Annotated in this window: 19 protein-coding genes and 2 pseudogenes; 9 read left to right on the top strand and 12 right to left on the bottom strand. The window is 64.1% G+C overall.

All coding sequences use genetic code 11. From position 1 onward, the window contains the following. The first annotated feature begins 252 nt into the window (after positions 1 to 252). The 4 genes from P0D89_RS08105 to P0D89_RS08090 all read left to right on the top strand — a co-directional run bounded on the left by P0D89_RS08105 (position 253) and on the right by P0D89_RS08090 (position 4,547). Complete coding sequence (locus P0D89_RS08105) at positions 253 to 1,245, top strand: TRAP transporter substrate-binding protein (RefSeq protein WP_408358773.1); 993 nt, start codon at positions 253 to 255, stop codon at positions 1,243 to 1,245. A 161-nt stretch (positions 1,246 to 1,406) separates the two neighbouring features. Next, a complete protein-coding gene (locus tag P0D89_RS08100) occupies positions 1,407 to 1,886 on the top strand; it encodes a TRAP transporter small permease (RefSeq protein WP_408376407.1) in 480 nt (159 codons plus the stop codon). A 7-nt stretch (positions 1,887 to 1,893) separates the two neighbouring features. After that, positions 1,894 to 3,246 carry a TRAP transporter large permease gene (locus tag P0D89_RS08095; protein WP_408358769.1) on the top strand — a complete coding sequence of 451 codons (1,353 nt, stop codon included), beginning with the start codon at positions 1,894 to 1,896 and terminating at the stop codon, positions 3,244 to 3,246. 80 nt (positions 3,247 to 3,326) lie between these two features. Next, positions 3,327 to 4,547 carry a porin gene (locus P0D89_RS08090; RefSeq protein WP_408358767.1) on the top strand — a complete coding sequence of 407 codons (1,221 nt, stop codon included), beginning with the start codon at positions 3,327 to 3,329 and terminating at the stop codon, positions 4,545 to 4,547. 311 nt (positions 4,548 to 4,858) lie between these two features. On the opposite strand, the gene P0D89_RS08085 is transcribed toward P0D89_RS08090, so the two are convergent. The 3 genes and pseudogenes from P0D89_RS08085 to P0D89_RS08075 form a co-directional block, all read right to left on the bottom strand. Beyond that, the gene (locus tag P0D89_RS08085) at positions 4,859 to 5,071 is read right to left on the bottom strand and encodes a 4-oxalocrotonate tautomerase (protein ID WP_408358913.1); all 213 of its coding nucleotides are present in this window, start codon (positions 5,069 to 5,071) and stop codon (positions 4,859 to 4,861) included. A 40-nt stretch (positions 5,072 to 5,111) separates the two neighbouring features. Next, positions 5,112 to 5,888 (bottom strand): class II aldolase/adducin family protein, encoded by a 777-nt coding sequence (locus P0D89_RS08080; protein ID WP_408358765.1) that lies wholly within the window; start codon positions 5,886 to 5,888, stop codon positions 5,112 to 5,114. Between the two features lie 66 nt (positions 5,889 to 5,954). Next, a pseudogene (locus P0D89_RS08075) lies at positions 5,955 to 6,895 on the bottom strand (urea transporter). A gap of 255 nt (positions 6,896 to 7,150) precedes the next feature. On the opposite strand from P0D89_RS08075, the gene P0D89_RS08070 reads away from it, so the two are divergent. Continuing rightward, positions 7,151 to 7,705, top strand: a complete 555-nt coding sequence (locus P0D89_RS08070) for a putative glycolipid-binding domain-containing protein (protein WP_408358763.1) — start codon at positions 7,151 to 7,153, stop codon at positions 7,703 to 7,705. A gap of 372 nt (positions 7,706 to 8,077) precedes the next feature. On the opposite strand, the gene P0D89_RS08065 is transcribed toward P0D89_RS08070, so the two are convergent. The 3 genes from P0D89_RS08065 to P0D89_RS08055 form a co-directional block, all read right to left on the bottom strand. Next, complete coding sequence (locus tag P0D89_RS08065) at positions 8,078 to 8,737, bottom strand: GNAT family N-acetyltransferase (RefSeq protein ID WP_408358761.1); 660 nt, start codon at positions 8,735 to 8,737, stop codon at positions 8,078 to 8,080. Between the two features lie 145 nt (positions 8,738 to 8,882). Further along, positions 8,883 to 9,785, bottom strand: a complete 903-nt coding sequence (gene sapR, locus P0D89_RS08060) for a sap1 transcriptional regulator SapR (RefSeq protein WP_408358759.1) — start codon at positions 9,783 to 9,785, stop codon at positions 8,883 to 8,885. 144 nt (positions 9,786 to 9,929) lie between these two features. Further along, entirely contained in the window at positions 9,930 to 10,817 is an 888-nt protein-coding gene (locus tag P0D89_RS08055; protein WP_408358757.1) for a DMT family transporter, read from the bottom strand. Positions 10,818 to 10,931: 114 nt separating this feature from the next. On the opposite strand from P0D89_RS08055, the gene P0D89_RS08050 reads away from it, so the two are divergent. Continuing rightward, positions 10,932 to 12,371, top strand: a complete 1,440-nt coding sequence (locus tag P0D89_RS08050; protein ID WP_408376406.1) for an aminotransferase-like domain-containing protein — start codon at positions 10,932 to 10,934, stop codon at positions 12,369 to 12,371. A 30-nt stretch (positions 12,372 to 12,401) separates the two neighbouring features. Here P0D89_RS08050 and P0D89_RS08045 read toward each other — a convergent pair whose 3' ends face one another. From P0D89_RS08045 to P0D89_RS08035, 3 genes are all read right to left on the bottom strand, one after another. After that, positions 12,402 to 13,481 carry a TAXI family TRAP transporter solute-binding subunit gene (locus P0D89_RS08045; RefSeq protein ID WP_408358753.1) on the bottom strand — a complete coding sequence of 360 codons (1,080 nt, stop codon included), beginning with the start codon at positions 13,479 to 13,481 and terminating at the stop codon, positions 12,402 to 12,404. Between the two features lie 191 nt (positions 13,482 to 13,672). Beyond that, the gene (locus P0D89_RS08040; RefSeq protein WP_408358750.1) at positions 13,673 to 15,073 is read right to left on the bottom strand and encodes a hypothetical protein; all 1,401 of its coding nucleotides are present in this window, start codon (positions 15,071 to 15,073) and stop codon (positions 13,673 to 13,675) included. Positions 15,074 to 15,469: 396 nt separating this feature from the next. After that, positions 15,470 to 17,005, bottom strand: a complete 1,536-nt coding sequence (locus P0D89_RS08035; RefSeq protein WP_408358748.1) for an MDR family MFS transporter — start codon at positions 17,003 to 17,005, stop codon at positions 15,470 to 15,472. 102 nt (positions 17,006 to 17,107) lie between these two features. Between P0D89_RS08035 and P0D89_RS08030 the strand changes: the two genes are divergently transcribed. After that, positions 17,108 to 17,857, top strand: a complete 750-nt coding sequence (locus tag P0D89_RS08030; RefSeq protein WP_408376405.1) for a TetR/AcrR family transcriptional regulator — start codon at positions 17,108 to 17,110, stop codon at positions 17,855 to 17,857. Between the two features lie 141 nt (positions 17,858 to 17,998). On the opposite strand, the gene P0D89_RS08025 is transcribed toward P0D89_RS08030, so the two are convergent. Further along, positions 17,999 to 18,718: a ribonuclease activity regulator RraA gene (locus P0D89_RS08025; RefSeq protein ID WP_408358745.1), complete on the bottom strand. Its 720-nt coding sequence runs from the start codon at positions 18,716 to 18,718 to the stop codon at positions 17,999 to 18,001. A gap of 517 nt (positions 18,719 to 19,235) precedes the next feature. On the opposite strand from P0D89_RS08025, the gene P0D89_RS08020 reads away from it, so the two are divergent. After that, positions 19,236 to 19,748, top strand: a complete 513-nt coding sequence (locus P0D89_RS08020) for a response regulator (protein WP_408358743.1) — start codon at positions 19,236 to 19,238, stop codon at positions 19,746 to 19,748. 154 nt (positions 19,749 to 19,902) lie between these two features. Here the strand turns inward: P0D89_RS08020 and P0D89_RS08015 are convergent, their stop codons facing one another. Continuing rightward, positions 19,903 to 20,496: a Fur family transcriptional regulator gene (locus P0D89_RS08015; RefSeq protein ID WP_408358741.1), complete on the bottom strand. Its 594-nt coding sequence runs from the start codon at positions 20,494 to 20,496 to the stop codon at positions 19,903 to 19,905. A 210-nt stretch (positions 20,497 to 20,706) separates the two neighbouring features. Then, complete coding sequence (locus tag P0D89_RS08010) at positions 20,707 to 21,333, bottom strand: glutathione S-transferase family protein (protein WP_408358739.1); 627 nt, start codon at positions 21,331 to 21,333, stop codon at positions 20,707 to 20,709. A 180-nt stretch (positions 21,334 to 21,513) separates the two neighbouring features. Between P0D89_RS08010 and P0D89_RS08005 the strand changes: the two are divergent. Further along, a pseudogene (locus tag P0D89_RS08005) lies at positions 21,514 to 21,924 on the top strand (NERD domain-containing protein); the annotation flags it as partial. Positions 21,925 to 22,134: the final 210 nt, after the last annotated feature.

Genomic DNA, 22,134 nt, shown 5'->3' with positions numbered 1-22,134 from the left:
GAAACGAGGCGGCTTCTGAGCGCGACCGAAGGTCCGCGAGATGACGCCCAGGTCACTGAGGTAACAGAAGTGAAGTGGTCTGACAGGAGTACTGAGCATCTGTGCCGGGGACGTTGTACAGGCCAGTACGGCAACGCGGTCGTTGGCCCTTGGGGCTGCGGCGCCGAGCCGGGAGACGCATCAAAACCATGTCGCATCCGCAAGCGGCCCTCCGCAATCGATTGGATGGTCAATTTTTCAAGGAATGTCACGATGAACAATAAATTTGCCTATTCCCGTGTGTCGATGATCGTCGCGGCCGCCGCGCTGGCGTTCAGCGCTGTGTCGGCTGAAGCGCGCGTGTTCCGCGTTTCGGACGTGCATGGCGACACCTATCCGACCAATATGGCCGTGAAGTACATGGGTGAACAGATCAACAAGGCAACCGGTGGCAAGGATTCCGTGAAGGTATTCGGCAACAGCGCGCTGGGTTCCGAAAACGACACGATCGACCAGGTGCGCATCGGTGCGCTGGACATGGCGCGCGCCAACGGTGCCGCGTTCAACGAAATCGTTCCTGAATCGATGATCCCGTCGCTGCCGTTCCTGTTCCGCGACATCGACCATTTCCGCAAGGTAATGTACGGCCCGGAAGGCCAGAAGATTCTCGACGCGTTCGCGGCGAAGGGCATGATCGCGCTGACGTTCTACGAGAGCGGCGCACGTTCCATCTACACGAAGAAGCCGATCCATTCGCCGGCTGACATGAAGGGCCTGAAGGTGCGCGTTCAGCCTTCGGACCTGATGGTCGACGAAATCAAGGCAATGGGCGGCACGCCGACCCCGATGCCGTTCGCCGAAGTCTATACGGGCCTGAAGACCGGTCTGGTCGACGCTGCGGAAAACAACATTCCGTCGTACGAAGAAACCAAGCACTTCGAAGTCGCGCCGGTGTACTCCGAAACCCAGCATTCGATGACGCCGGAAGTGCTGGTGTTCTCCAAGAAGATCTGGGACACGCTCACGCCGCAGGAACAGACGATCATCAAGAAGGCCGCGGCTGACTCCGTGCCTTACTACGAGAAGCTGTGGACCGCGCGCGAAGCCGACGCGAGCAAGACGGTCACCAAGGGCGGCGCGACCATCGTCGCTTCGTCGCAGATCGATCGTGCGGCTTTCGTGAAGGCGATGCAGCCGGTGTGGGTGAAGTATGAAAAGACCCCGCAAATGAAGCAACTCGTCGACGAAATCCAGGCAGTCAAATAAGGTCCGCGTTCCGGACCGGCAGTAGCACTGGCAGCAGCGGCGGACACAGTCTTGCGGGAAGTCCCGCAGGCTGTTCCGCCGCGCGACGTGGTGCGCCGGTCTGGTCGAGCAGGATTGCTGAAATATTAAAGACAGGTCTGTCGTGAGCAAGGACGGGGTCAATGAGTTTCTTGAAACGCCCAAATGATTTACTTTTTCGCGCGCTGGCTATCGTGGCATCGACAAGCCTGGCCGTGCTCTGTGTGCTGGTGATCTATAGCGTCGTGATGCGCTATGTCTTCAGCGACGCACCCGATTTCGTCGAGCCCATCGCGTTGTTGCTGGTGATCGTGATCGCCATGTTCGGCGCCGCGCTGAAGGTCCGCGAGGGCGGCCATATCGGTCTCGACTCGCTCGTCAAGAATTTGCCGGAGAAAGGCCAGACCATCGCGGCGGGGATTCAGCATCTGTGTCTGATCGCGTTTGCGGTGGCGGTGTTCTTCGGCTGCATGGAGATGGCGATCACCACGCGAGAAGACCGGATCCCGATTCTCGGCTTGCCCGAAGCGTTGCGTTACTGCATCCCGGTCGTTGCCAGCGTCTGTATTGCAATGTTCTCGTTCGAGCACCTGCTGGCGCTCTTCGCAAAGAAACAAAAATAGAACAATCATGGAACTTGCCCTCCTTGCCGTTAGTTTTCTCGTATTCCTCCTTCTCGGGGTTCCGGTTTCATTTGCATTGGGATTGTCGTGCGTCCTGACGTACCTGTATGAAGGCTTGCCGGCGGCAACCGCGATGCAGTCGATGATCTCGGGCATGAACGCGTTCTCGTTCCTCGCGGTCCCGTTCTTCATCTTTTCCGGCGAGCTGATGCTGCACGGCGGCATCGCGGACCGCATCCTGCGTTTCGCACAGGCCACGGTCGGGCATTTCCGCGGTGGCCTCGGCATGGCCAACGTGGTCGCGTGCACGCTGTTCGGCGGCGTGTCGGGTTCGCCGACGGCGGACACTTCCGCGATGGGCGGCGTCGTGATTCCGCTGATGAAACGCGAAGGCTACAGCGCCGCGTATGCGGTCAACGTCACGACCCACTCGTCGCTGGCGGGCGCGCTGATGCCCACGTCGACCAACATGATCATCTACGCGTTCGCGGCGCAGGGCATCACCGGCACGCTGAACGGCGTGCACATGAGCGGCGTGTCGATCGGCGATCTGCTGTTCTCCGGTCTGCTGCCGGTGCTGTGGGTGATGGGTCTCGTGCTGATCGCCGCTTACTGGCAAGCGGTCAAGTACGGCTATCCGCGCCGTCCCGATGGTTCGACCGAACTGCAGCGCTTCCCGGGCTGGATGGCGGTGTTGCGTACGTTCATCGGCGCGGTGCCGGGCCTGATGGTGATCGCGATCATTCTGGTCTGCGTGGCGAAAGGCATCGCCACCGCGACCGAAGCTGCCGCGATTGCCGTCGGGTACTCGCTGATCCTCACGATCGTCGTGTATCGCACGCTGACCATGAAGAAGCTCGGTCACGCGCTGTCGAAGGCGGCCAAGACCACCGGCGTGGTGCTGCTGCTGATCGGCGTGTCGAACATGCTGCGCTTCCAGATGGCCTTCCTGGAGATTCCGGACGCGATCGAACGCATGCTCGACGGCGCGACGACGCTGCCCTGGCTGATGCTGCTGTACATCAACCTGATCCAGATTTTCCTCGGCACGTTCGTCGACATGGCGGCGCACATCCTGATCACCACGCCGCTGTTCCTGCCGATGGCGATGCACAACGGCGTGGGTCCGGTGCAGTTCGGCATCATGATCCTGCTGAACTGCGCATTGGGTCTCGTCCATCCGCCGATCGGCTCGGTGCAGTTTATCGGCTGTGCAATTGGCAATGTGTCGATCGGGGAAACCACCAAGGTGGCGTGGCCGTATTACCTGGCTATCTTCAGCGCGATCAACATCGTGACGTACGTGCCGTGGTTTTCGACGTGGTTGCCGAGCCTGATCAACGGACACCCGGTGTTTTGATTCGAAAACGTATGAGTCCACACTCGGCGGCGCTCTGACAAGGCCGCAAACAAAGAAAAATTTTTAACAGAGGAGTAGAAATGAAAAAGGCAGTGGTAACCTCGGCCCTGGGGTTGGTCGCCCTGGGCGCGCATGCGCAAAGCAACGTGACGTTGTACGGTATCGTCGATACGGGTATCGGCTATCAAAACAGCTCGACGACGCTGAGCCCGACGACGGGCGCGGCATCGGCGCGACCGTCCCCGGGCGGCAGCTCGCAAGTCAAGATGATCAACGGCATCTGGGCTGGCAGCCGTTTCGGCCTGAAGGGCGCGGAAGATCTGGGTGGCGGCACGAAGGCGATTTTCCAGTTGGAGCAGGGCTTTAACAGCGCAACCGGCGCGCAAAGCGTGTCGGGTCTGGCGTTCAACCGTCAGGCATGGGTAGGTGTGACGAATGGCACGTTCGGTACGCTGACGGCTGGCCGCCAGTACACGTCGTACTACACGCTGCTGTCGCCGTACAGCCCGACCACGTGGCTGACAGGTGCATACGGCGCCCACCCGGGTGATATCGACTCGCTGGATACGCTGTACCGCGCCAACAACTCGCTGGTCTATACGTCGCCGAGCTTCAGCGGTCTGACGATCAGCGGTTCGTACTCGCTGGGCGGCAACCCGGGCAGCTTCAGCGCCGGCCAGACCTGGAGCGCGGCAGTCCAGTACCTGAACGGCCCGTTCGGTATTGCAGCAGGCATCCAGCGTATCGACAACGCGTCGAACGGCGGTACGACGTGGAACTCGACGACGTCGAACAACGGCTCGCAGCCGGCCGTGTCGGCGATCAACAACGGTTTCCAGACGGCAGCCAAGCAGCAGCGCGTTGCAGTGACGGGCGGCTGGGCGTTCAACTCGCAGTGGGACGTTTCGTTGGCCTACTCGAACGTGCAATACTCTCCGGGCGTCAACTCGTTCTTCCACAACACCGCGATCTGGAACACGGGCGGTGCTGTGCTGCACTGGAAGCCGTTCACGGCGCTGGACCTGGCCGCTGGCTATAGCTACACCCGTGCGACGGAATCGAACGGCATCACGAGCGCGGCGACCTACAACCAGTTCAATCTGTCGCAGTACTACTCGCTGTCCAAGCGTACCGGCCTGTATGCGCTGGAAGCGTATCAGCGTGCTAGCGGCCAGACGCTCGCCGGGAACGGCAGAAGCATCATCGACGCAACGGCAAGCATTGGCGACGGTCAGAACGGCTCACCGTCGTCGTCGCGCAGCCAGGTTGCTGTCGGCGTGGGTATCATCCACAAGTTCTGATCGGGTAGCGTAGTGGCGGCTTAGCGTTATGCCGCCACGACAACGGATTGCAAAAGCGTTGTTGAGCAACAACAGCTGCGCGCGCAACGCGCGCAGCTTTTTCGGCGATGCGCGGCTTTTCAGCACCGCGCGGGCGGGCCCGACGATCGTTTCGAGCCAGATAGACGTCATCCCTGCAAGCCGGCTAATTTCGCACCGGCAGCCATTCCCAGCATCTCGTTCATCGCGGCTCGTGTGCGATCCGATGCGTCACGTACCGGCTCCGCGACGCTCAGATTTCCAGACTTTCAAGCACTCAAGCTCTCAAACGCTCAAGCTTCGGCGTCCGACCATAAACGTCCGCCCGTTGCCCAGTTCTCGCGTTTTACGTCGGTGAGGATAATGTCCACCGAGTTCGGCTCGACGCCGAGCGAATCGCAAGTCGCCTTGGTGATGGCTTCGACGAACTTGCGTTTCTGTTCCAGCGAGCGGCCTTCGAAGAGTTCGATATGAAACGTGGGCATGGCATGACTCCGTTGAGCAATGAAATAGAGGCGAGTGAGGCGCGGCTTCAGTCACGGTAGTTCAGTCGCGGTAACCGCGATCGATCCGGTCGAGCTTGCGCAGCAACGCAGGCCATTCGAGCGCGCCTTCGATTGCGCCGCCATCGTACAGTTGTTCCGCCGTGCGTGCGGCGACCGCGTGGTTCGGCACCACGAGTTCCGTGCCGCATGCCTGCGCCTGCAGCTGGATCTCGCAGGCCTTCAGCAGCGTCGCCATCAGCACATAGGCTTCGGCGACCGTGCGTCCGGCCGTCAATGTGCCGTGATTGCGCAGCAACATCGCGGGTTTGTCGGCGAGATGCGCGACGAGGCGCTCGCCTTCGGCCGGCGTGAACGCGAGACCTTCGTAGTCGTGATAGGCGAGCTGACCGTAGAAACGCAGCGCATGTTGCGAGGCCGGCAGCAAGCCGGCCGGTTGCGCGGACACCGCGACGCCCGCCGTATTGTGCAGATGCATTACGCAGAACGCGTCGGCGCGCGCCGCGTGGACGGCGGCGTGCAACGCGAAGCCGGTCGCGTTCACCGCATGGTCGCTGGCGCCGACGATGTTGCCCGCGATGTCGATCTTCACGAGATTCGACGCGCGCACTTCATCGAATGCGAGGCCGAACGGATTGATCAGGAAGTGGCCGGGTTCGCCGGGGACGCTGGCCGAGATATGCGTGTAGATCAGATCGTCCCAGCCGTTGAGCGCGACGAGCCGATAGGCTGCGGCGAGGTCGACGCGGGTTTGCCGCTCCGAGTCGGAGAGCGGGCCGGACTCGGCAATGCGGGCCGCCGGTGTGTGAGTGAACGACATGTCTGTCTCCTGAAATTGCCGGGTCGCCAACGCGTGCAAACCGTCGCGCGATGCCGCGGCATTGCGTCAATTCGCGCGCGTGGGCGGAGTCGTGACCGAGCTTGCGCTGTGCGTGCGGTGTGCCGGTTCGGATGCGATGGCGCGGCGCTTAACGCGCTGTATGAGCCATTGCATGCACCACGTCGCGAGTACGAAGGGCGCTGTCATGAACGGCCAGCCGAAGTAAGCGGCTGCCGCTTGCAGCACGACCGCAAGCGCGACGCCGCCGAGCATCAATGCCACGCCGCAATCGGCGAGCGCGAGCGCGGTGAGCGTGCCATTGAATCCTAACAGGCCGGCGCCGAACGAGCTTGTGCTTGCGCCGAACAGCAGGTGCGCGGCGCTTGCGAGTGCCGCGCCGGTCAGCGCGCACAGCGCATGCCGGCGCGATGCCGCGGCAATGCCGGTCAGCACGAGCAATCCCGCTAACGCGCCAGGCGCAAAGGCGGTTTGTGCGAGGCCGGCGAGTACGCCGCTGCTCCATTGCGCCGCGCCGTACACGTGCAGCGGTGCCGCGCTGGTTGGCAACGTGCCGCTCGTCATCGTGGGCAGCCAGAGCCACGTAACGATCAGGCACGGGCTCGAATAAACGCCCAGTCCACGCGCACGCAGCCAGCGCGACCCCACGGCTCCAGAAGCCACGCGGCGCCCGTCGCCGCGAGAATCGCCACGGCCGCGGCGGTCGCGGGGTCGGCGCTGAAGCTGAACGCGGCGAGACCCGCCAGCGCGCCGTTGAAGCCGTGCAGCCCGGCGCGTGTGTCGTCGTCGCGATGGCCGGCCAGCACCGCGCTCACGTTGGCCGCGACCGCGCCCATCAGCGCCGCACACGCGAGGCGCAAGTCGGTCAGCAGCCACGCGGCGAGCAGGCACGCGCCGGTGAAGGCGTTCGGTTGCAGCACGATCTGGCCGAGGCTGCGCAACAGCGTGCGCAAGGCGGCGGATTGGGCTTCGGTCGCGGCGGCGTGCATGGTTTGGCGGCGGCTTGATGATGGGCTTTCGATGATGCCGTGCATGCCGCAACGTGAGGGTCGGCGCGGCAGTCAGCCCGGTTGATGGCGAACCGCGAGCATAGTGCAGCTACGCTTTATCGGGCATCGTCGCGGGTTGATAGTGGTTATTTGCAACACATGCGCATCGCGCGCGCCATGTCGGCGCACCGCCATCTTTTCGCGCTACGATAGTTGCCCGGCGCAGGCCGCGCCGTTTCGCGAGGAGACAGATCGATGCGTGAACTACGGTGGGTATCGGAAGAGGGCGACGGTCTCGAACATCTGGCGTTCGACGCGAGCGCGGACGGCTTCACGGTGGAGAGCGTGGTGGTCGGGCAGCGCTACGGCCATGCGTACGGGTTGCACTACACGGTGCGCTGCGACGCGCAATGGCGCACGCGGCATGCGTGGCTGAAGATCGTCGGCGGCGCGGAGCTGGAGTTGCACGGCGACGGCGCCGGCCATTGGCGCGACGGCCACGGTCTCGTGCTGAGCACGATCGAGGGCTGCATCGACATCGACATCGCCGCGACGCCGTTTACCAACACACTGCCGACCCGCCGTCTGCAACTGGCCGAGGGCGAGCGCCAGCCGATTCCAGTCGCTTATATCTCGACGCCCGATTTGCAGGTCACGCGCGTCGAGCAGGCGTACATGTGCATCGCATTGAATCGCGAGTATCGCTACGAGGGCATCTTCCGCAACTTCACGGCGAACATGCAGGTGGACGACGACGGCCTCGTGATCGACTACCCGACGTTGTTCACGCGCCTGCCGCGTGCGCGTTGAGCGTTGCCGCAGCTTTCCCAATGCTCGGCGACGAAGCGCTCGATGCTCGCCGCGATTCGCTCGCGCTCGCGCGGCAGGACCCAGTGGCCCGCGTCGATTTCGATCCGCCGGTATGCGCCGAGCCAGCCCTTCTAGTCCAAGCGACAAAGCCAGACCCACGTAGCGGTCGCGCAGCGGCACGATGAATTGCACCGGCGCATGCGCATGACGCGCAGGCGGCGAGTTAATCGACGGTGTATTCGCTGCGGGGTGTGGCGCTTGCCGGTTCGACGGAGCCGGCGGGCGAAGGCGGAGAAAGCGGCGTCCTGGGGACGGCGGGATTTTTAACGCAGTGGCCAATGCGGTAGCCAGACGAGCCACCAGCGCGTTGCTTCAGCCGCGTCGCTGCGCCGCGCTGTCTGTCACATCGCGGGTCGCATCGCCGGCCAGGTCGTCGGGCACGGTAGAGTCGCCGCGGCCTAGCTTGCGCTGCATCAGCGTGGTGTCGAGCCAGCGGCCGTGTTTGAAGCCCACCGCCTTCAACGTGCCGGTCAGCTCGAAGCCCAGCTGCTTGTGCAGCGACAGCGAACCGCCGCTGCCGCCGTCGGCGATCACGGCGACCATCTGACGCCACGGCCCGGCTTCGCAGCGCTCGATCAGCGCCTCCAGCAACACGCGGCCGATACCGCGTCCGCGATAGGCGTTGCTCACGTAGATCGAATCTTCGATCGTGTTGCGATATGCGGCGCGGGGCCGGTAGGGCGTCGCGTAGCAATACCCGGCGATTTCGCCCTCGATCTCCGCGACCATGTACGGCAAGCCGTGACTGCGCACCGACGCGAGCCGCGCGCGCAGATCGTCGACAGAAGGCGGCGTTTCTTCGAACGACGCGACGCCGGTCAGGACGTGGTGCGCATAGATCGCCTGAATCGCGGGGAGATCGGCTTCGGTGGTGTCGCGGATTCGTGCGGCGGCGAGTGCGGCTGCGAGTGCGGCGGCGCTGGCTGTGTCCGTTGCTGCGGAAGGCGAGGGCGCGGGTTTGGTGTTACTCATACGTGTTCCTGGCGTGGCCGCTGACTATGATGAGACGTTTTACTATGCCTGCCGCGCGCGCCGATTTGAAGCGCGTCAAAAATCGGCGCAATGGGCGCTTGCCGTTGTCGCTCGGCGATTTCCGCGGCGAACGAAGCGGCGCGCTTCACAAGTCGAACTGATCGAATTCGCTTTGCAATTGCCGGTTTCGTGCGACGCGTTCGTCGATTGCCGGCCCGAGCCGCTCCACGATCGCCGAGATCAGCAGATTGAACAGGCAGGTGAGCGGCGCGAGCGAATCCCAAAACTGTCCGACATCGGTCTTCACCTGCAACAGATCGCCGTCGAAATCGCGCGCCCACGGACAGTAGATATCGGTGACGAGCGCGAACGGCAGCCCGCGCCGCGCGGCGGCCTCGCAATAGCGGCGCGCGGCCTTCGAGTAAGCGCGGGTGTCGGTGACGATCAGGTACGGCGACTTGAATTCCGAGTTCAACGAATCGACGTATGAGCCCGACATGCCATCGGAATAGAACACGCGCGGGCGGATGTATTCGAGGTAGCTGTAGAACGCGTTGCTGATGCCGCGCGTGGATTGAATGCCGAGGATGTAGACGGCGTCGGCGTTCGCAATGCGCTCCGCCACGCGGGCGAACACCGGCGATTGCGCGAGCTGGTAGACATGCTGGATCGCGCCGGTCTCGAGTTCGAGCCAATGGGCGAGCGCCGCCTGATGAGCGTTCGGCGCGCTGGCGTGCGTTGCGGTTTCATCGGCTTGACTGGTGGTGCCGGCCGCGCGGCGGAACGCGTCGAGCCGGTCGGTGATCAGCCAGGGACGCTCCTGCGCGCCGCGCAATTCGCGCTTCAGATCGTCGAGGTTCCGATAGCCGATGCTGCGCAGGAAGCGCCCAACCGAAATGCCGCTGGTGCCGGCTTGCTGCGCGATCTGATCGGCGGTTTCGAGACCGAGCCGGTCGAGGTTCGCGAGCATGTAACTGGCGACGCGCTTGGAGGTCGGCGTGAGTTCGGCAAAGCGGGCTTCTACGGTTTGGGCAAAAGCGGTCGGCATTGTGAGTCGCGGCGCGGTGGTTGGTCGATCATCGGGATGATGACATATTCAACTGGCCGCCCCCGCAGTTCGGGCATGTAACTCGCGGTGGTTGCGGCAACAGCGGCTCGCGTGACCGCAACCGCGCTCCTGGCCCGTGCTCTTTCAAACCGCCGGCCGCACCGGCGCGGTTCGCGAGAACCGCCGCGCGCCCGCCACGCAGGCCACCACCACGACGGTGACCAGAATCATCGCGGGCGGCACCTGCTCATGCAGCAGCAGACCGGCGAGCAGCAGCCCGAAGAACGGCTGCAGCAACTGCAACTGTCCCACCGCCGCGATGCCGCCGAGCGCCAGCCCGCGATACCAGAACACGAAGCCGATCAGCATGCTGAACAGCGACACATAGGCGAGGCCCCACAGCGCCGCATGGCTGACTCCTTCGAACGACGCGGGTCGGGTCCACCATGCGAGCGGCAGCATCAGCGGCAGCGACAGCACCAGTGCCCACGAGATCACCTGCCAGCCGCCGAGGTGCCGCGACAGGCGCGCGCCTTCGGCATAGCCCAGCCCGCATACGACGATCGCGCCCAGCATCAGCGCGTCGCCGATCGGCGATGCGTCGAGGCCGTGGCGCAACGCGAATGCGACCACCGCACTGCTGCCGAGCGCCGAGAACAGCCAGAATGCCGGTTGTGGACGTTCGCCGCCGCGCAGCACGCCGAAGATCGCGGTGGCGAGCGGCAAAAGCCCGACGAATACGATCGCATGCCCGGAACTCACGTGGCGCAGCGCCAACGCCGTCAGTAGCGGAAAGCCGACCACCACGCCGAGCGCGACCACCACCAGCGGAATCACATCGCGGCGGGCGGGGCGGGTCTGACGGAACACCAGCAATAGCAACAGGCCGAGAGTCCCCGCAATCGTGGCGCGCGCGACGGTCAGGAATACTGGGTCGAGCCCTTGCACGGCAAGACGCGTGGCCGGCAGCGAGCCGCTGAAAATCAATACGCCTGCGAGACCGCTCAGCCAGCCGTTGGTTGTCTTGTCCATCTGAAGAGTCCACGCCTATGAAATAGAACGTATAGCATCCGCTTTGCCGCCAAAAACGGTAAGCTACAGATCAGTACACTTTGTACGAACTGTACGGAACATGGAGCAGTACAGATGGCGGCAAGTGAGAACAGTCCAGCTACGTCGGGCACGCGTGTCGGCACGGTGATGGACAGCTTGCGCGAGCGCATTGCAAGCCGCTTGCTGATGCCGGGCGCCCGTGTGCCGTCGATTCGCGCAATGACCGAGGCACTCGGCGTATCGAAGTCGACCGTGGTGGAAGCATACGACAGGCTGGTCGCGGAAGGGGTGATCGTCGCGCGGCGCGGGTCGGGATTTTTCGTGTCGGGGCATGCGCCGCCGTTCGTGCTCGCCGATCTCGGGCCGCGTCTGGACCGCGAGGTCGATCCCTTGTGGCTCACGCGCCAGTCGCTGGAGACCGGCGCGAAAGTGCTGAAGCCCGGTTGCGGCTGGATGCCGCCTTCATGGCTGCCGGAAGACGGCGTGCGCCGCGCGTTGCGCGCGGTGGCGCGCGATCCGCACTCGCCGCTCGCCGACTACGCGAGCCCGGGCGGCTTGCCCGCGCTGCGCCAGCAGCTCGCGTGGCGGCTCGCGCAGCATGGCGTGGAGGCGCCGCCCGAGCAGATCGTGCTGACCGACGGCGGCACGCACGCGCTCGATCTGGTGTGCCGCTTCCTGCTCGAACCGGGCGACACCGTGCTGATCGACGATCCGTGCTACTTCAATTTTCAGGCGCTGCTGCGTGCGCATCGCGCGCGCGTCGTGAGCGTGCCGTACACGCCGTCCGGCCCCGATCTCGCGGCCTTCGAGCGGGTGCTGACCGAACATCGGCCGCGCCTGTATGTGACCAATTCGGCGATCCACAATCCGACCGGCGCGACGCTTGCGCCGGCCGTCGCGCATCGGCTGCTGAAGCTCGCGGGCGAACATGATCTGCTGATCGTCGAGGACGATATCTTCGCCGACTTCGAAGACGAGGCCGCGCCGCGTCTTGCCGCGTTCGACGGGCTCGCGCGCGTGGTGTCGATCGGCAGCTTTTCGAAGACCTTGTCCGCGGCGGTGCGTTGCGGCTACATCGCCGCGCGCGCCGAATGGATCGAGCCGCTGATCGATCTGAAGCTGGCTACGACGTTCGGCAACGGCCAGCTCGCGGCGAGCGTCATGCACCGCATGCTGGTGGACGGCACTTACCGGCGCCACGTGGAAGGAATGCGCGCGAAGCTCGCCGACGCGATGGGCGAGACGGTCAGGCGCCTGGGCTACGCGGGCCTCGACATCTGGACGCGCCCGCGCGGCGGTATCTTCGTGTGGGCGCGTCTGCCGGATTCGCTCGATGCCGCCGATGTCGCGCGTCACGCGCTCGCCGACAACGTGGTGTTCGCGCCGGGCAACGTGTTCAGCGCGTCGCAATCGGCGGCGGGCTTTTTGCGCTTTAACGTGTCGCAATGCAACCGGCCGAAGGTGTACGAGGTATTGCAACGGGCGATGGAAGCGTCGGCCGTGTCAGGCGCGAAGGAGCGGGAGCGCGCCTGAACGCGCGCGCGTCCCGCTATCGAGCCGAAGCTACTTGCACAGCAGAAGCAGGCGCTCCTGTTCGCTGCAGGTGGGACGCGGTTTCGGCGTCCCTTGCGTGGCGGCCGTGGCGCTCATTGCCGCGCTCCTGTTCGTCAGACAGGCGCGCAAGTGCTTCTCGACCGGCCCGTAGTATTTCCAGCCGCGCACGAGCGTCGGCAATTCGAGCTTCACCTGCTTCCATTTCGGATGGCCGTGCTCCTGCAGATTGTCGAAGTTCGCGCACAGCGAGTCGGCAAAACGATTCAGATTGCCGACGGTATCGCGCAAGCCGTAATCGTAGGTGACGAGAAATGCCTTCACGGTCAGCGTCGGGACGTCTTCCTTGAGCCAGGTCGGATAGCTGGTCGCGCGGATCGTCGCGGGGAAGTAGGTCTGCTTGGCGCGCGCCGTTTCGGGCGCGGCCGGATCGACTCGCAGCAGGCGGATCTGTTGCAGCAGCTCGGGATTCATGTCGTTGAACAGCTTCGCTGGCTGCCCGACCACGATGATCGCCACGTCCACCTTTTTCACGATCAGCGCGGCCAGCGCGTCCTCGTTGCTCAGGTGCACGACGTTCTGCTCGGGAATCGCCTGGCCGAACATCAGGTGATAGAGCGTCGTGGCCGATTGCGCGGTGCCGCTGCCGATCAGCCCGACGCTGATGGTTTTATCCTTGATGTCGGCGAGAGTTTTCAGCGGCGAGTCCGCGCGCACCACGACGTTAATCTCCTCGTCGTAGAGCGGCATAATGAGCCGTAGCGGACGGATGGCGGTGCCGGCGTCGGCGTTGCCCGCGTTAGCCATGTCGATGTAGGCCTGGTACACGTCGGACTGCACTAGCGCGAGCTTCACGCCGGGCTCGAAGCGCATGCGCTGCACGTTCTCAGCCGAGCCCTTCGACGCCACCACGTCGAGATCGATCCCCACCGGCTGCGCCACCCATTTCGACAGGTCCTGACCGATCTGGATATACGTGCCGCGCTCGGGCCCCGTGACGATCTTGTAGTGCGCCGGTTCCGCCGCGCCTGCCAGCGAAGACACGACCATCAGCGCCAGCCCCAGCCATCCTGCCAGAAGTCTCTTCAGCATGGTCTATCTACCTATTGGTCAGGTTTGTACAGCTTCGTGCGCAGTGCGCACGAAGCGCCGGTGAGCCGGTTGCCATGTCATGTTCAATGTGCCGCGACGGCCGTGTCCGTGTGTTGCCGCTCAAAGAGCAAACAATATTGTGTGCGATCGGCGCCGCTAGCTGCTATGTAATTCGGTATCCAAACAATTCTTTACTGGCTGGGTGAGGGGTTCGCGGCGAGCTTGCCGCCGGTCGACGGCGCGCGGCTCCAGCCGGAGTCCCTGATCGCGCGTTCGCGCGCGTCGAGGCTGTTGCCGTTCGCACTGGCGCCTGCGGCAGTTGCCGCGGCGCCTGCGCGCGGCGCGGTCGTGATGGGTTGGCCGTTTGCCGGCATGCCTGGCGGCAACGGCGTTTGCAACTGGACCGCTTGCGATCCCGGGGCGGGCTGCGCTTGCGCGAGCGGATTGCCTTGAGCCGCCGCGGCGTGCGGGTTGAGCGGCGCCCAGCCGGTCTCGCGGATCACGCGTTCGAGGATGAGCTTCGCCGCGTCGTTGCTGGTGTCGATTGCGAGCGCTTCGTTCGCGTGCTGGCGTGCGCAGGACCACGACTGCTGAGCGACGCACGTTTGCGCCGCCTGCAATGCGCTGTCGCGGCGTGCGATCAATGGCCGCAAATCGGCTGTGAGCTTCTGCGCATCGGCGTTGCCTGGCTGCAGCGACTGCGCGGCGGCGAGCGACGCTTGCGCGGTAGACAGATCGTTGGCGCGGATTGCAAGGCGCGCCGATTGCAGCGCTTGCGACGCGTCGCGGAACTGCAGCGCCGGTTTGGCTGGCGCAACGGCCACCGGCGGCGCAACGGCCACCGGCGGCGCGGTGGCGACCACCGGCGGCGCAGTGACCACCGGCGGCGCGGCCATCGCCGGCGGCGGGGCGGGCGTCGCCGGAACGACCGGTGGGGTCTTGACGGCGTTGTTCGGAGTCGCAGGCTTGACTGCGACGGCCGGCGCGGTCTTTACCGCGTTGTCCGATGTCGCGGGCTTGACCGTGGCGGCCGGGCGGTTCGATTCAGCCGGTGCCGCGAATGGCGCGATCGTGCCGGTCGTCGAGCGGGCGTCCTGAGTTACGACGGTGGTCTGCTGATCGCTGACGATGTCATCCGAATCGCTGCTGTCGCTGAAGAGTACATACAGCACGTACCCGAGAGCGAGCAGGAAAACCGCCCCAATGACGAGCAGCACTTTGCGAGCAGTCAGTCCCGTGTTGTACGGAGGATAAGGCGGGTCGTCGAACTGAGGCGGCAGTGGAACCGGCGCACCGGTCGACACGAGCGAGGTGCGGCGCGCGGCTTCGCCAGGAAGCGCGTCGGCGGGATGCGCGGCGCGAGCCGTGAGATCGGCTTCGCCCCGCACGGCCGGCTCGTCGTCGAAGTGTTGGACGGCCGGGCTCATCGCTTCGGCGCGGCTGCCGGAACGCGCGTCTCGTTTAAGCGGGCTTTCGTCGAGCGGATGTACCGCGCCGCAATACGGGCAGTAGTCGACCTGGCGGTACAACGCACCACCGCAACGTTTGCAGGGCGTAGGAAAGCTATGACCGAGTGCTGTCTGGGTGGACATGCCGTGGACCCACCTGTGGAAAAGGATGCCATTACGGCATGCTCCGGATCGTGTTGAGGCTGGAGCCTTGTCCGCGGAATCACGATCCACATGCGCCGGAGAGTCTTGGAGACGCAAGCGCAGGCGTGCGTTGTCGTCGTTTGCAATATGTGGTGTTTCGCTCAGAACGTCAATGTGCGTTGGCCCCTATGCTGTGTGCGCTACCGCACACTTTGAAGTAAGACGAAACAGTGTCGATGCCCTCAGAACGAGCGGATGCACCTTCTTTCAACGCGCTCCTTTGTGCAGGTGCAATACGCGAATGCGTGGCGTAGAAACAGCACGAGGTCGACGCGCGTGCGTTCGACCTCGTCATTAAGCGCTTGCATCAAGCGCCGGAAGAAAGCGCGGCAGCGATCAGTGCTTGCGCAGCGGATGGTCCTTCAGCAACCACGCGAGCACGAAGGCCAGTACCACCACACAGGCGGCCGCGAGATATACCGTATGCAGCGCGCCGGCGAATGCGTGCAGATAGTCGTTGCGCAACGCTTCGGGCAACTGGTGGATCGTGGCTGGCCCCAGCGCATGTGGCAGTTCGGTGTCGGGCGGGATCAGCTTTTCGATCCGCGCGGCAAGGCCGTTCGAGAACACCGCGCCGAAGCCGGCCACGCCGATGGAGCCGCCGATCGAACGGAACAAGGTCGCGCCCGAAGTGGCCACGCCCATATGCCTGAACTCGACGGTGTTCTGCACGGCGAGAATCAGCACCTGCATCACCATGCCGAGACCGCAGCCCAGAATACCCATGTAGAGATACATCACATGAATCGGCGTATCGATCTGCAGACGCGAAAGCAGCAGCATCGCAACTGCCACGAGCAAGGTTCCCATGATCGGAAACATCCGGTACTTGCCGATCTTGCTGATGATGCGGCCGGTCACCATCGACATCATGAACAGGCCGCCCATCATCGGCAGCATCTGCATGCCGGCTTCCGACGGCGTCGAGCCCTTCACCACCTGCAGATAGAGGGGGATGAACGTCACCGAGCTGAACAGCGATACGCCGATGATGAAACCGATCAGACTGCTCAGCAAAAACGTGCGCTGTTTGAAGAGTTCGAGCGGCATGATCGGTTCAACCGCACTGCGTTCCTCGTGAATGAAACCCCAGATCGCGACGAGGCCCATGCCGAGCGTGAACCACAGTTGCGGTGACGTCCACGGCAGGATCGTGCCGCCCTGGCTCGTGAACAGGATGATGCAGGTGAGCGCACCGGCGAGAAACGCTGCGCCCATGTAGTCGATGGCGTGCTTCACATGGCGAACGTGCGGCTTGAACACCGCGCCGATCACGACGAGCGAAATGATGCCGAGCGGCAGGTTGATATAGAAGATCCAGCGCCACGTGAGGTGCTCGACGAGAAAGCCGCCGAGCAGCGGCCCGATCACGGTCGCGAGACCGAACACGCCGCCGAACACGCCCTGATAGCGGCCGCGTTCAGCCGGTGGGATCACGTCGGCGATCGCGGCCATCGTCACCACCAGCAGCCCGCCGCCGCCGAGTCCTTGCAGCGCGCGCAGCACGATCAGTTGGCTCATGTTCTGCGCGATGCCGCACAGCGCGGAGCCGGCCAGGAACACGATGATCGCCGTCTGCAGCACGATCTTGCGGCCGAACAGGTCGCCGAATTTGCCGTACAGCGGCACCACGATGGTCGAGCTGAGCAGGTAGGCGGTCACCACCCACGAGAGATTGTTGAGCCCGCCGAGTTCGCCGACGATGGTCGGCAGCGCGGTCGAGACGATCGTCTGATCGAGCGCGGCGAGCAGCATGACCAGCAGCAGCGCCGGAAACAGCAGGCGGATCGGCGGGTGGTCCGCGGCGGGCGAGTTCGCGCGTGAATCCTGCGGTATGGGCTCGGCGGGGTGAGTCGGAGTCGATTGTTCCATGGCAGGGCATTGAAATTAATTAATTCGGAGATTAATATATGCGACATCGTCCCACTCGTCAAATTGAATGCAATGGCAAGGATTCCATCAGATGACCGAACGGTGAAAGGTTCGCCGCGCGGCGCGCCCGAAGTCAAAGCGAGCACTACGTCGAAAGGCCAGGTGAAAGCCGCATCAAGTGAATCGACGAGCGCGGCCACCGCCGTGCGCGCGCGGCGGCCTGGCAGGCCGACCGGGGCCGCGCGCGGGCTGGAGCAGCGCAGCCGCCTGCTCGACGCCGCGCTGGAGTTGTTCGCGCGACAGGGCATCGTCGACACCACGCTCGGCGAGATTGCGCGCGAGGCGGGCTTTACGCCGGCGATGATGCATTACTACTTCAAGACCCGCGATCAATTGCTCGACGTGCTGGTCGAGGAGCGCTTTGCGCCATTGCGCGCGGGGCTAGGGGTGCCGTTCCAGGAGAATCCCGACGACGCCGTCGCGGCGATCACGCAACTCACCCAGCGGCTGGTGCGAGCGGCAAGCGACCATCCGTGGTTTGCGCCGCTGTGGGTGCGCGAGGTCATCAGCGATGGTGGTCTGCTGCGCCAGCGCATCCACGAGCGATTCGGCGATACGCATCAGAAGGCATCGCTGGCGGCCATCGCGCGCTGGCAGCAAGAAGGGCGTCTGAATGCGGGGCTGGAGCCCGCGCTGGTGTTCGTCACGTTGATGGGGTTGACGCTTCTGCCGCTAGCCACGTCGAAGTTGTGGCGCAATGATCCTTTGCGGCGCAACATCGGAGGCGAGGAGATCGCGCGGCATGCGGTCGCTTTGCTGGTTCAGGGGATTGGTCCGGGTAAGGCCGGCTGAAGTGCTACGCACCTTGCAATGTGCGGATTTCGCCGGATTCCGTGGCCGGCCCGCTCGCGACTCGCCGCGTTGCTTCTTGACAGCCTTTTGCGATCTTGCACGCCACGTCCGGCATGCGCGTCATCGCCTCAGCCTCACGCGTTACGCTTTACGGCGCTTCTTCCATTCCTCAAAAGCCGCCTTCGTCGTTTCGTTCGGCGGATATGTGCCGGGCAACGCGGCGCCGTCACGAATCCGCTCGGTGAGAAACGTCTCCAGCTGTTCCTGCTCGGCGGCAGCTTGCGCGACATCGGCGGCCATCTTGCGCGGAATCACCACCACGCCGTCCGCGTCGCCCACGATCACATCGCCCGGAAACACGGCGACGCCGCCGCAACCGATCGGCACATTGATATCCACTGCATGGTGGCGAATCAGATTAGGCGGCGCGCTCGCGCCCGCGCAGAACACCGGCATGCCGAGCGCGGCGATCGTCGTGCTGTCGCGCACCGGGCCGTCGGACACCATGCCCGCGACGCCGCGCATCTGCAAACGTAGCGAAAGAATCGAACCGAACGACGCGCTGCCGCGCTCGCCGCGGCAATCCTGCACGAGCACGTGAGCGGCCGGAATCGTTTCGACGCATTTGCGCTGCGCGTACTCGGGGTCCGCAAACAGTTCGAGCACGTCGATGTCTTCGCGCGACGGAATGTTGCGCAACGTGAACGCGGGTCCGACCAGATTCGCGCCGCTGTGCGCGGCGAGCGGCGCGACGCCCTGCATGAACGTATTGCGCAAACCGCGCTTGAACAACTGCGTGGTCAGTGTGGCGGTGCTGACGTGACGAAGTGCTTCGAATGTCGCGGAGTCGAGATCGGACATGGTGTCGGATGGCCTCTGATTGGGACGGGCAAATGGTTCGCGCACGCGCCGCGACAACGCAAAAAGCGAAGCCGCAGATGCGGCTCGTGCGCCCACGATGATAGCGCTGCGCACGTCCCGCTCACGCGATGCTGGAGCGAAGATCGCGTAAGGGTGGCGAAACCCATCGCCCAATCGGGTCATGCAAATGCACGGCCGGGCGCGGCACGCTACGTGCTACAGGAAATGTGGATGTGCACGCCGCGCCGGCTGAACATGCCCGCCGGCGACGCAGGAAAAAATACGAATGACGGAAAAGACGCCAGACTGAGATGCGAGCGAACGGGGTTCGCTCGCATGGCCGCGGCGTATCGGGTGCGGCATCGGGTCTGCCAGGGCCTGCCGGGCTGTGGCGCCGAGAGCCGGTTTTTCATCGGCGTGCAAATTTGGCGCGTTACCGTGCACGCGTGTTGCACTCGGGCTCTGTTCTACAATCTTCGCCTGTTTGCAACTCCGCGCATGAAATCGAGTCGGAACCATGAACACCAACATCGCAGCCGCGCAAACCGGCGGCAAGCAGCAGAACGAAACATTGGCCACCTCTGACGGCCTAACCGGTTTTTTAGAGCAACAACGGAAAATGAACGGAGCATTGAGACTCGATCACGCCACGATCGTGCTCGTAGAAGACGACCCGGATAGCCGGGAATCGCTGACCTTGCTACTCGAGGCGGAAGGCGCCAATGTCTGCGCCGCGGCGGATGCGGAAGAGGGCGTCGAAGCGGCGCTGCGGTTGTTACCCGACGCTGTCGTCTGTGATCTCGACTTGCCGGCCATGGATGGCTTCTATCTGATCCAACGGCTGCGCGACCACGAAATTCGCAGCGATCAGACGCCTTCAGTCGCGGTGGCGCTCACGGGCCACACCGACGACGCGTACCGCTTGCGCAGTATCGGCGAAGGCTTCCAGCATTTCATGACCAAGCCGGCTTTGCCGGATGACCTGGTGACGTTGCTGCACGATGCGATCGTCGCTCGCGCTGCGGGTTGATCGCGGGTCGCGTGGTCGAGGGTGAGCGAGGTGGGCTCGCGGCACGTGGACGCCGCCGGCCTGAAGGCGATTCCGGCCTGGCGGGCGTTAAGCAGTTGACGGTCATCAGACGGACGCCGCCTGCGGCCCGCGATCCGAGCCGCCGGAGACACCGTTACTTTGCGGTGGCCACAGGTGTCGCCGCGACCGTGCCGCCTTCGCCGCCTTTGCCATTAGCCGCCGCTTCGGCTGCCTGACAGGCGGCGCACAGTCCCTTCAGTTCGATTTCATCGCTTGCGAGGCGGTAGCCCGCGTCTTCGATTTGCGCGACGAGCGCTTGCCGCAGCTTCGGCTGATGCAGCTCGGTAACGCTGCCACATTGCTGGCAGACCACCAGGATGCCGTGCTGACATTGCGTCAGATCGTGGCACACGGTGAATGCGTTGATCGACTCGATCCGATGCACTAGCCCCGCCGACAGCAGAAAGTCCAACGCGCGATACACCGTGGGCGGCGCCGAGCCCGGATGGATCTGGCGCATCTCGTCGAGCAGCGAATACGCTTTGGTCGCGCGCCCCGAATTCAGCAGCAATTCGAGCACCTTGCGGCGAATCGGCGTGAGCTTTTCTCCACGTTCGCGGCAATATTCTTCCGCGAGGGTCAGTGCGGCTTCCTGCGAATCACCGTGTGCGTGCGCCGGCTCATGAGCATGAGCGGAGTGGGCGGAGGTGGCCTGATCGGCGGGCGCGGAGGGCTTGGCGGTCTTCATGCGTCGATTATAAAGGTGCGCAGTGTTTGCTGTGCCTCGCGCAGCGCCCATGCGGGATGCGCGTTGCCGTTGCGGCTGCGCGCCTTGACGAGGGAGGCAGGCCGCAGGACACTTGCGCGGCTATACGACAGCTCGACAGGCGGGCAGGCAAGCGGCTCGACAAAACGCGCGCCGAGCCTGAGCGGCCAACCCACACACTAACCGAACGACTCAGGTCAGCGGAAAATCGACGTACTTCTTGAACCCCGAGCGAGTCGCAATACGCGAATACCAGCGCTCCAGATTCGGCAGCGACGCACGCTCCACGCCGTCAAGACCGAACCAGCGTTTCGCGTACGCGCCGATCACGATGTCGGCCAGCGTGAACTTCTCGCCTTCGAGAAAGAAGCGGCCCTGCAGATGCGTATCCAGCGTGCGCCATAGCAGGCTGACCGCGCTGAGATCGATGGCGAGTTTGGCGGTATCGCGTTGCGCGTCCGGCGTGCGGACGAGGGCCCAGAAGACCGGGCGCTCGGCGGGTTGCAGCGTGGACAGCGACCAGTCCAGCCAGCGGTCGATGCTCGCACGCTGTTTCGGCTCGGATGGATAGAGCAGGCCCGATTCGCCGTATTGCAGCACCAGATATCGCAGGATGGCGTTGGACTCCCACAGCACGAAGTCGTCGTCGACCAGGGTTGGGATCTTGCCGGTCGGGTTCATCGCGAGGTAGTCGGGCTCGTTGTTGCGGCCGAATTGCAGGCCCGCGTCGATGCGCTCGTATGGCAGCACCAGCTCGTCGCAGCACCACAAGACTTTCTGAACGTTGACCGAGTTGGCGCGTCCCCAGATCGTAATCATCCGGTAAATCCTTTTTCTCTCACGGTTGGCAAGCCGCGCGCGGCGCGCGGCGTTCGACCAATAACCATACACGATGCGCGCGGATTACGCGTCGTAAGGGGCGGCCCGGCACATTCCCGCCGAACGCCCGCGCCCCCGCGTTGCGTACAATGGCCGCACCCGAATTCGACGAGGCACCGCATGGCCCGCATTGTCCCCGACGACTGGAAAAGCCTCGCCGCCACCGGCGCGGCGGCACGCGAGCGCGAGACCCTCGCGTTGCTCGAGGAGGCGCTCCCCGCTGACTACACGGTCTATCACGGCGTCCACTGGACGCGTCTGAACCAGAACTTCTCGGTGTTCGGCGAAGCCGACTTCGTGATCGTCAGCCCCGCCGGGCGCGTGATGATCGTCGAGCAGAAAACCGGCTTCCTGCGCGAAACGCCGAAGGGGCTCGTCAAGGTTTATCTCCAGACCGAGCGCAACGTGGCGATCGCGCTCGCGCACACCGTCGAAGGCTTGCATCGCCGCTTTACCGCGGCGTTCGGCGCCGTTTCCCAGAATGCGAATATTTCGGCGGATTGTTGTCAATTCCGGGCTCGACGCCAAGCCGGGTCCTCACGAGCAACTGTTGTGGGCTGTCACGCCTAACGCAACGGTTTTTTTGGCCAGCATTGCGGCGTCTGGAGCGCACCGGTCGCGCATCAAGACCTTCTTAATAAAACTTAGGCAAGCCGGCTCTGCCGGCGCGTCAGCTTCGAGTGTGTGCAACTTCGGAACCGCCGCTAGGCGGCTGTCCACACCCCCGTGGTGTGGGCAGCG

Origin of the sequence: Paraburkholderia sp. RL18-085-BIA-A, from assembly GCF_046027075.1 — a bacterium.
GTDB lineage: Bacteria > Pseudomonadota > Gammaproteobacteria > Burkholderiales > Burkholderiaceae > Paraburkholderia.
This window is presented reverse-complemented; position numbering and strand designations above follow the sequence as displayed.

Coding starts and splice junctions, on each gene's coding strand:
- P0D89_RS08105 (WP_408358773.1), top strand. CDS start 253: ATGAACAATAAATTTGCCTATTCCCGTGTGTCGATGATCGTCGCGGCC.
- P0D89_RS08100 (WP_408376407.1), top strand. CDS start 1,407: ATGAGTTTCTTGAAACGCCCAAATGATTTACTTTTTCGCGCGCTGGCT.
- P0D89_RS08095 (WP_408358769.1), top strand. CDS start 1,894: ATGGAACTTGCCCTCCTTGCCGTTAGTTTTCTCGTATTCCTCCTTCTC.
- P0D89_RS08090 (WP_408358767.1), top strand. CDS start 3,327: ATGAAAAAGGCAGTGGTAACCTCGGCCCTGGGGTTGGTCGCCCTGGGC.
- P0D89_RS08080 (WP_408358765.1), bottom strand. CDS start 5,888: ATGTCGTTCACTCACACACCGGCGGCCCGCATTGCCGAGTCCGGCCCG.
- P0D89_RS08070 (WP_408358763.1), top strand. CDS start 7,151: ATGCGTGAACTACGGTGGGTATCGGAAGAGGGCGACGGTCTCGAACAT.
- P0D89_RS08065 (WP_408358761.1), bottom strand. CDS start 8,737: ATGAGTAACACCAAACCCGCGCCCTCGCCTTCCGCAGCAACGGACACA.
- sapR (WP_408358759.1), bottom strand. CDS start 9,785: ATGCCGACCGCTTTTGCCCAAACCGTAGAAGCCCGCTTTGCCGAACTC.
- P0D89_RS08055 (WP_408358757.1), bottom strand. CDS start 10,817: ATGGACAAGACAACCAACGGCTGGCTGAGCGGTCTCGCAGGCGTATTG.
- P0D89_RS08050 (WP_408376406.1), top strand. CDS start 10,932: ATGGCGGCAAGTGAGAACAGTCCAGCTACGTCGGGCACGCGTGTCGGC.
- P0D89_RS08045 (WP_408358753.1), bottom strand. CDS start 13,481: ATGCTGAAGAGACTTCTGGCAGGATGGCTGGGGCTGGCGCTGATGGTC.
- P0D89_RS08040 (WP_408358750.1), bottom strand. CDS start 15,073: ATGTCCACCCAGACAGCACTCGGTCATAGCTTTCCTACGCCCTGCAAA.
- P0D89_RS08035 (WP_408358748.1), bottom strand. CDS start 17,005: ATGGAACAATCGACTCCGACTCACCCCGCCGAGCCCATACCGCAGGAT.
- P0D89_RS08025 (WP_408358745.1), bottom strand. CDS start 18,718: ATGTCCGATCTCGACTCCGCGACATTCGAAGCACTTCGTCACGTCAGC.
- P0D89_RS08020 (WP_408358743.1), top strand. CDS start 19,236: ATGAACACCAACATCGCAGCCGCGCAAACCGGCGGCAAGCAGCAGAAC.
- P0D89_RS08015 (WP_408358741.1), bottom strand. CDS start 20,496: ATGAAGACCGCCAAGCCCTCCGCGCCCGCCGATCAGGCCACCTCCGCC.
- P0D89_RS08010 (WP_408358739.1), bottom strand. CDS start 21,333: ATGATTACGATCTGGGGACGCGCCAACTCGGTCAACGTTCAGAAAGTC.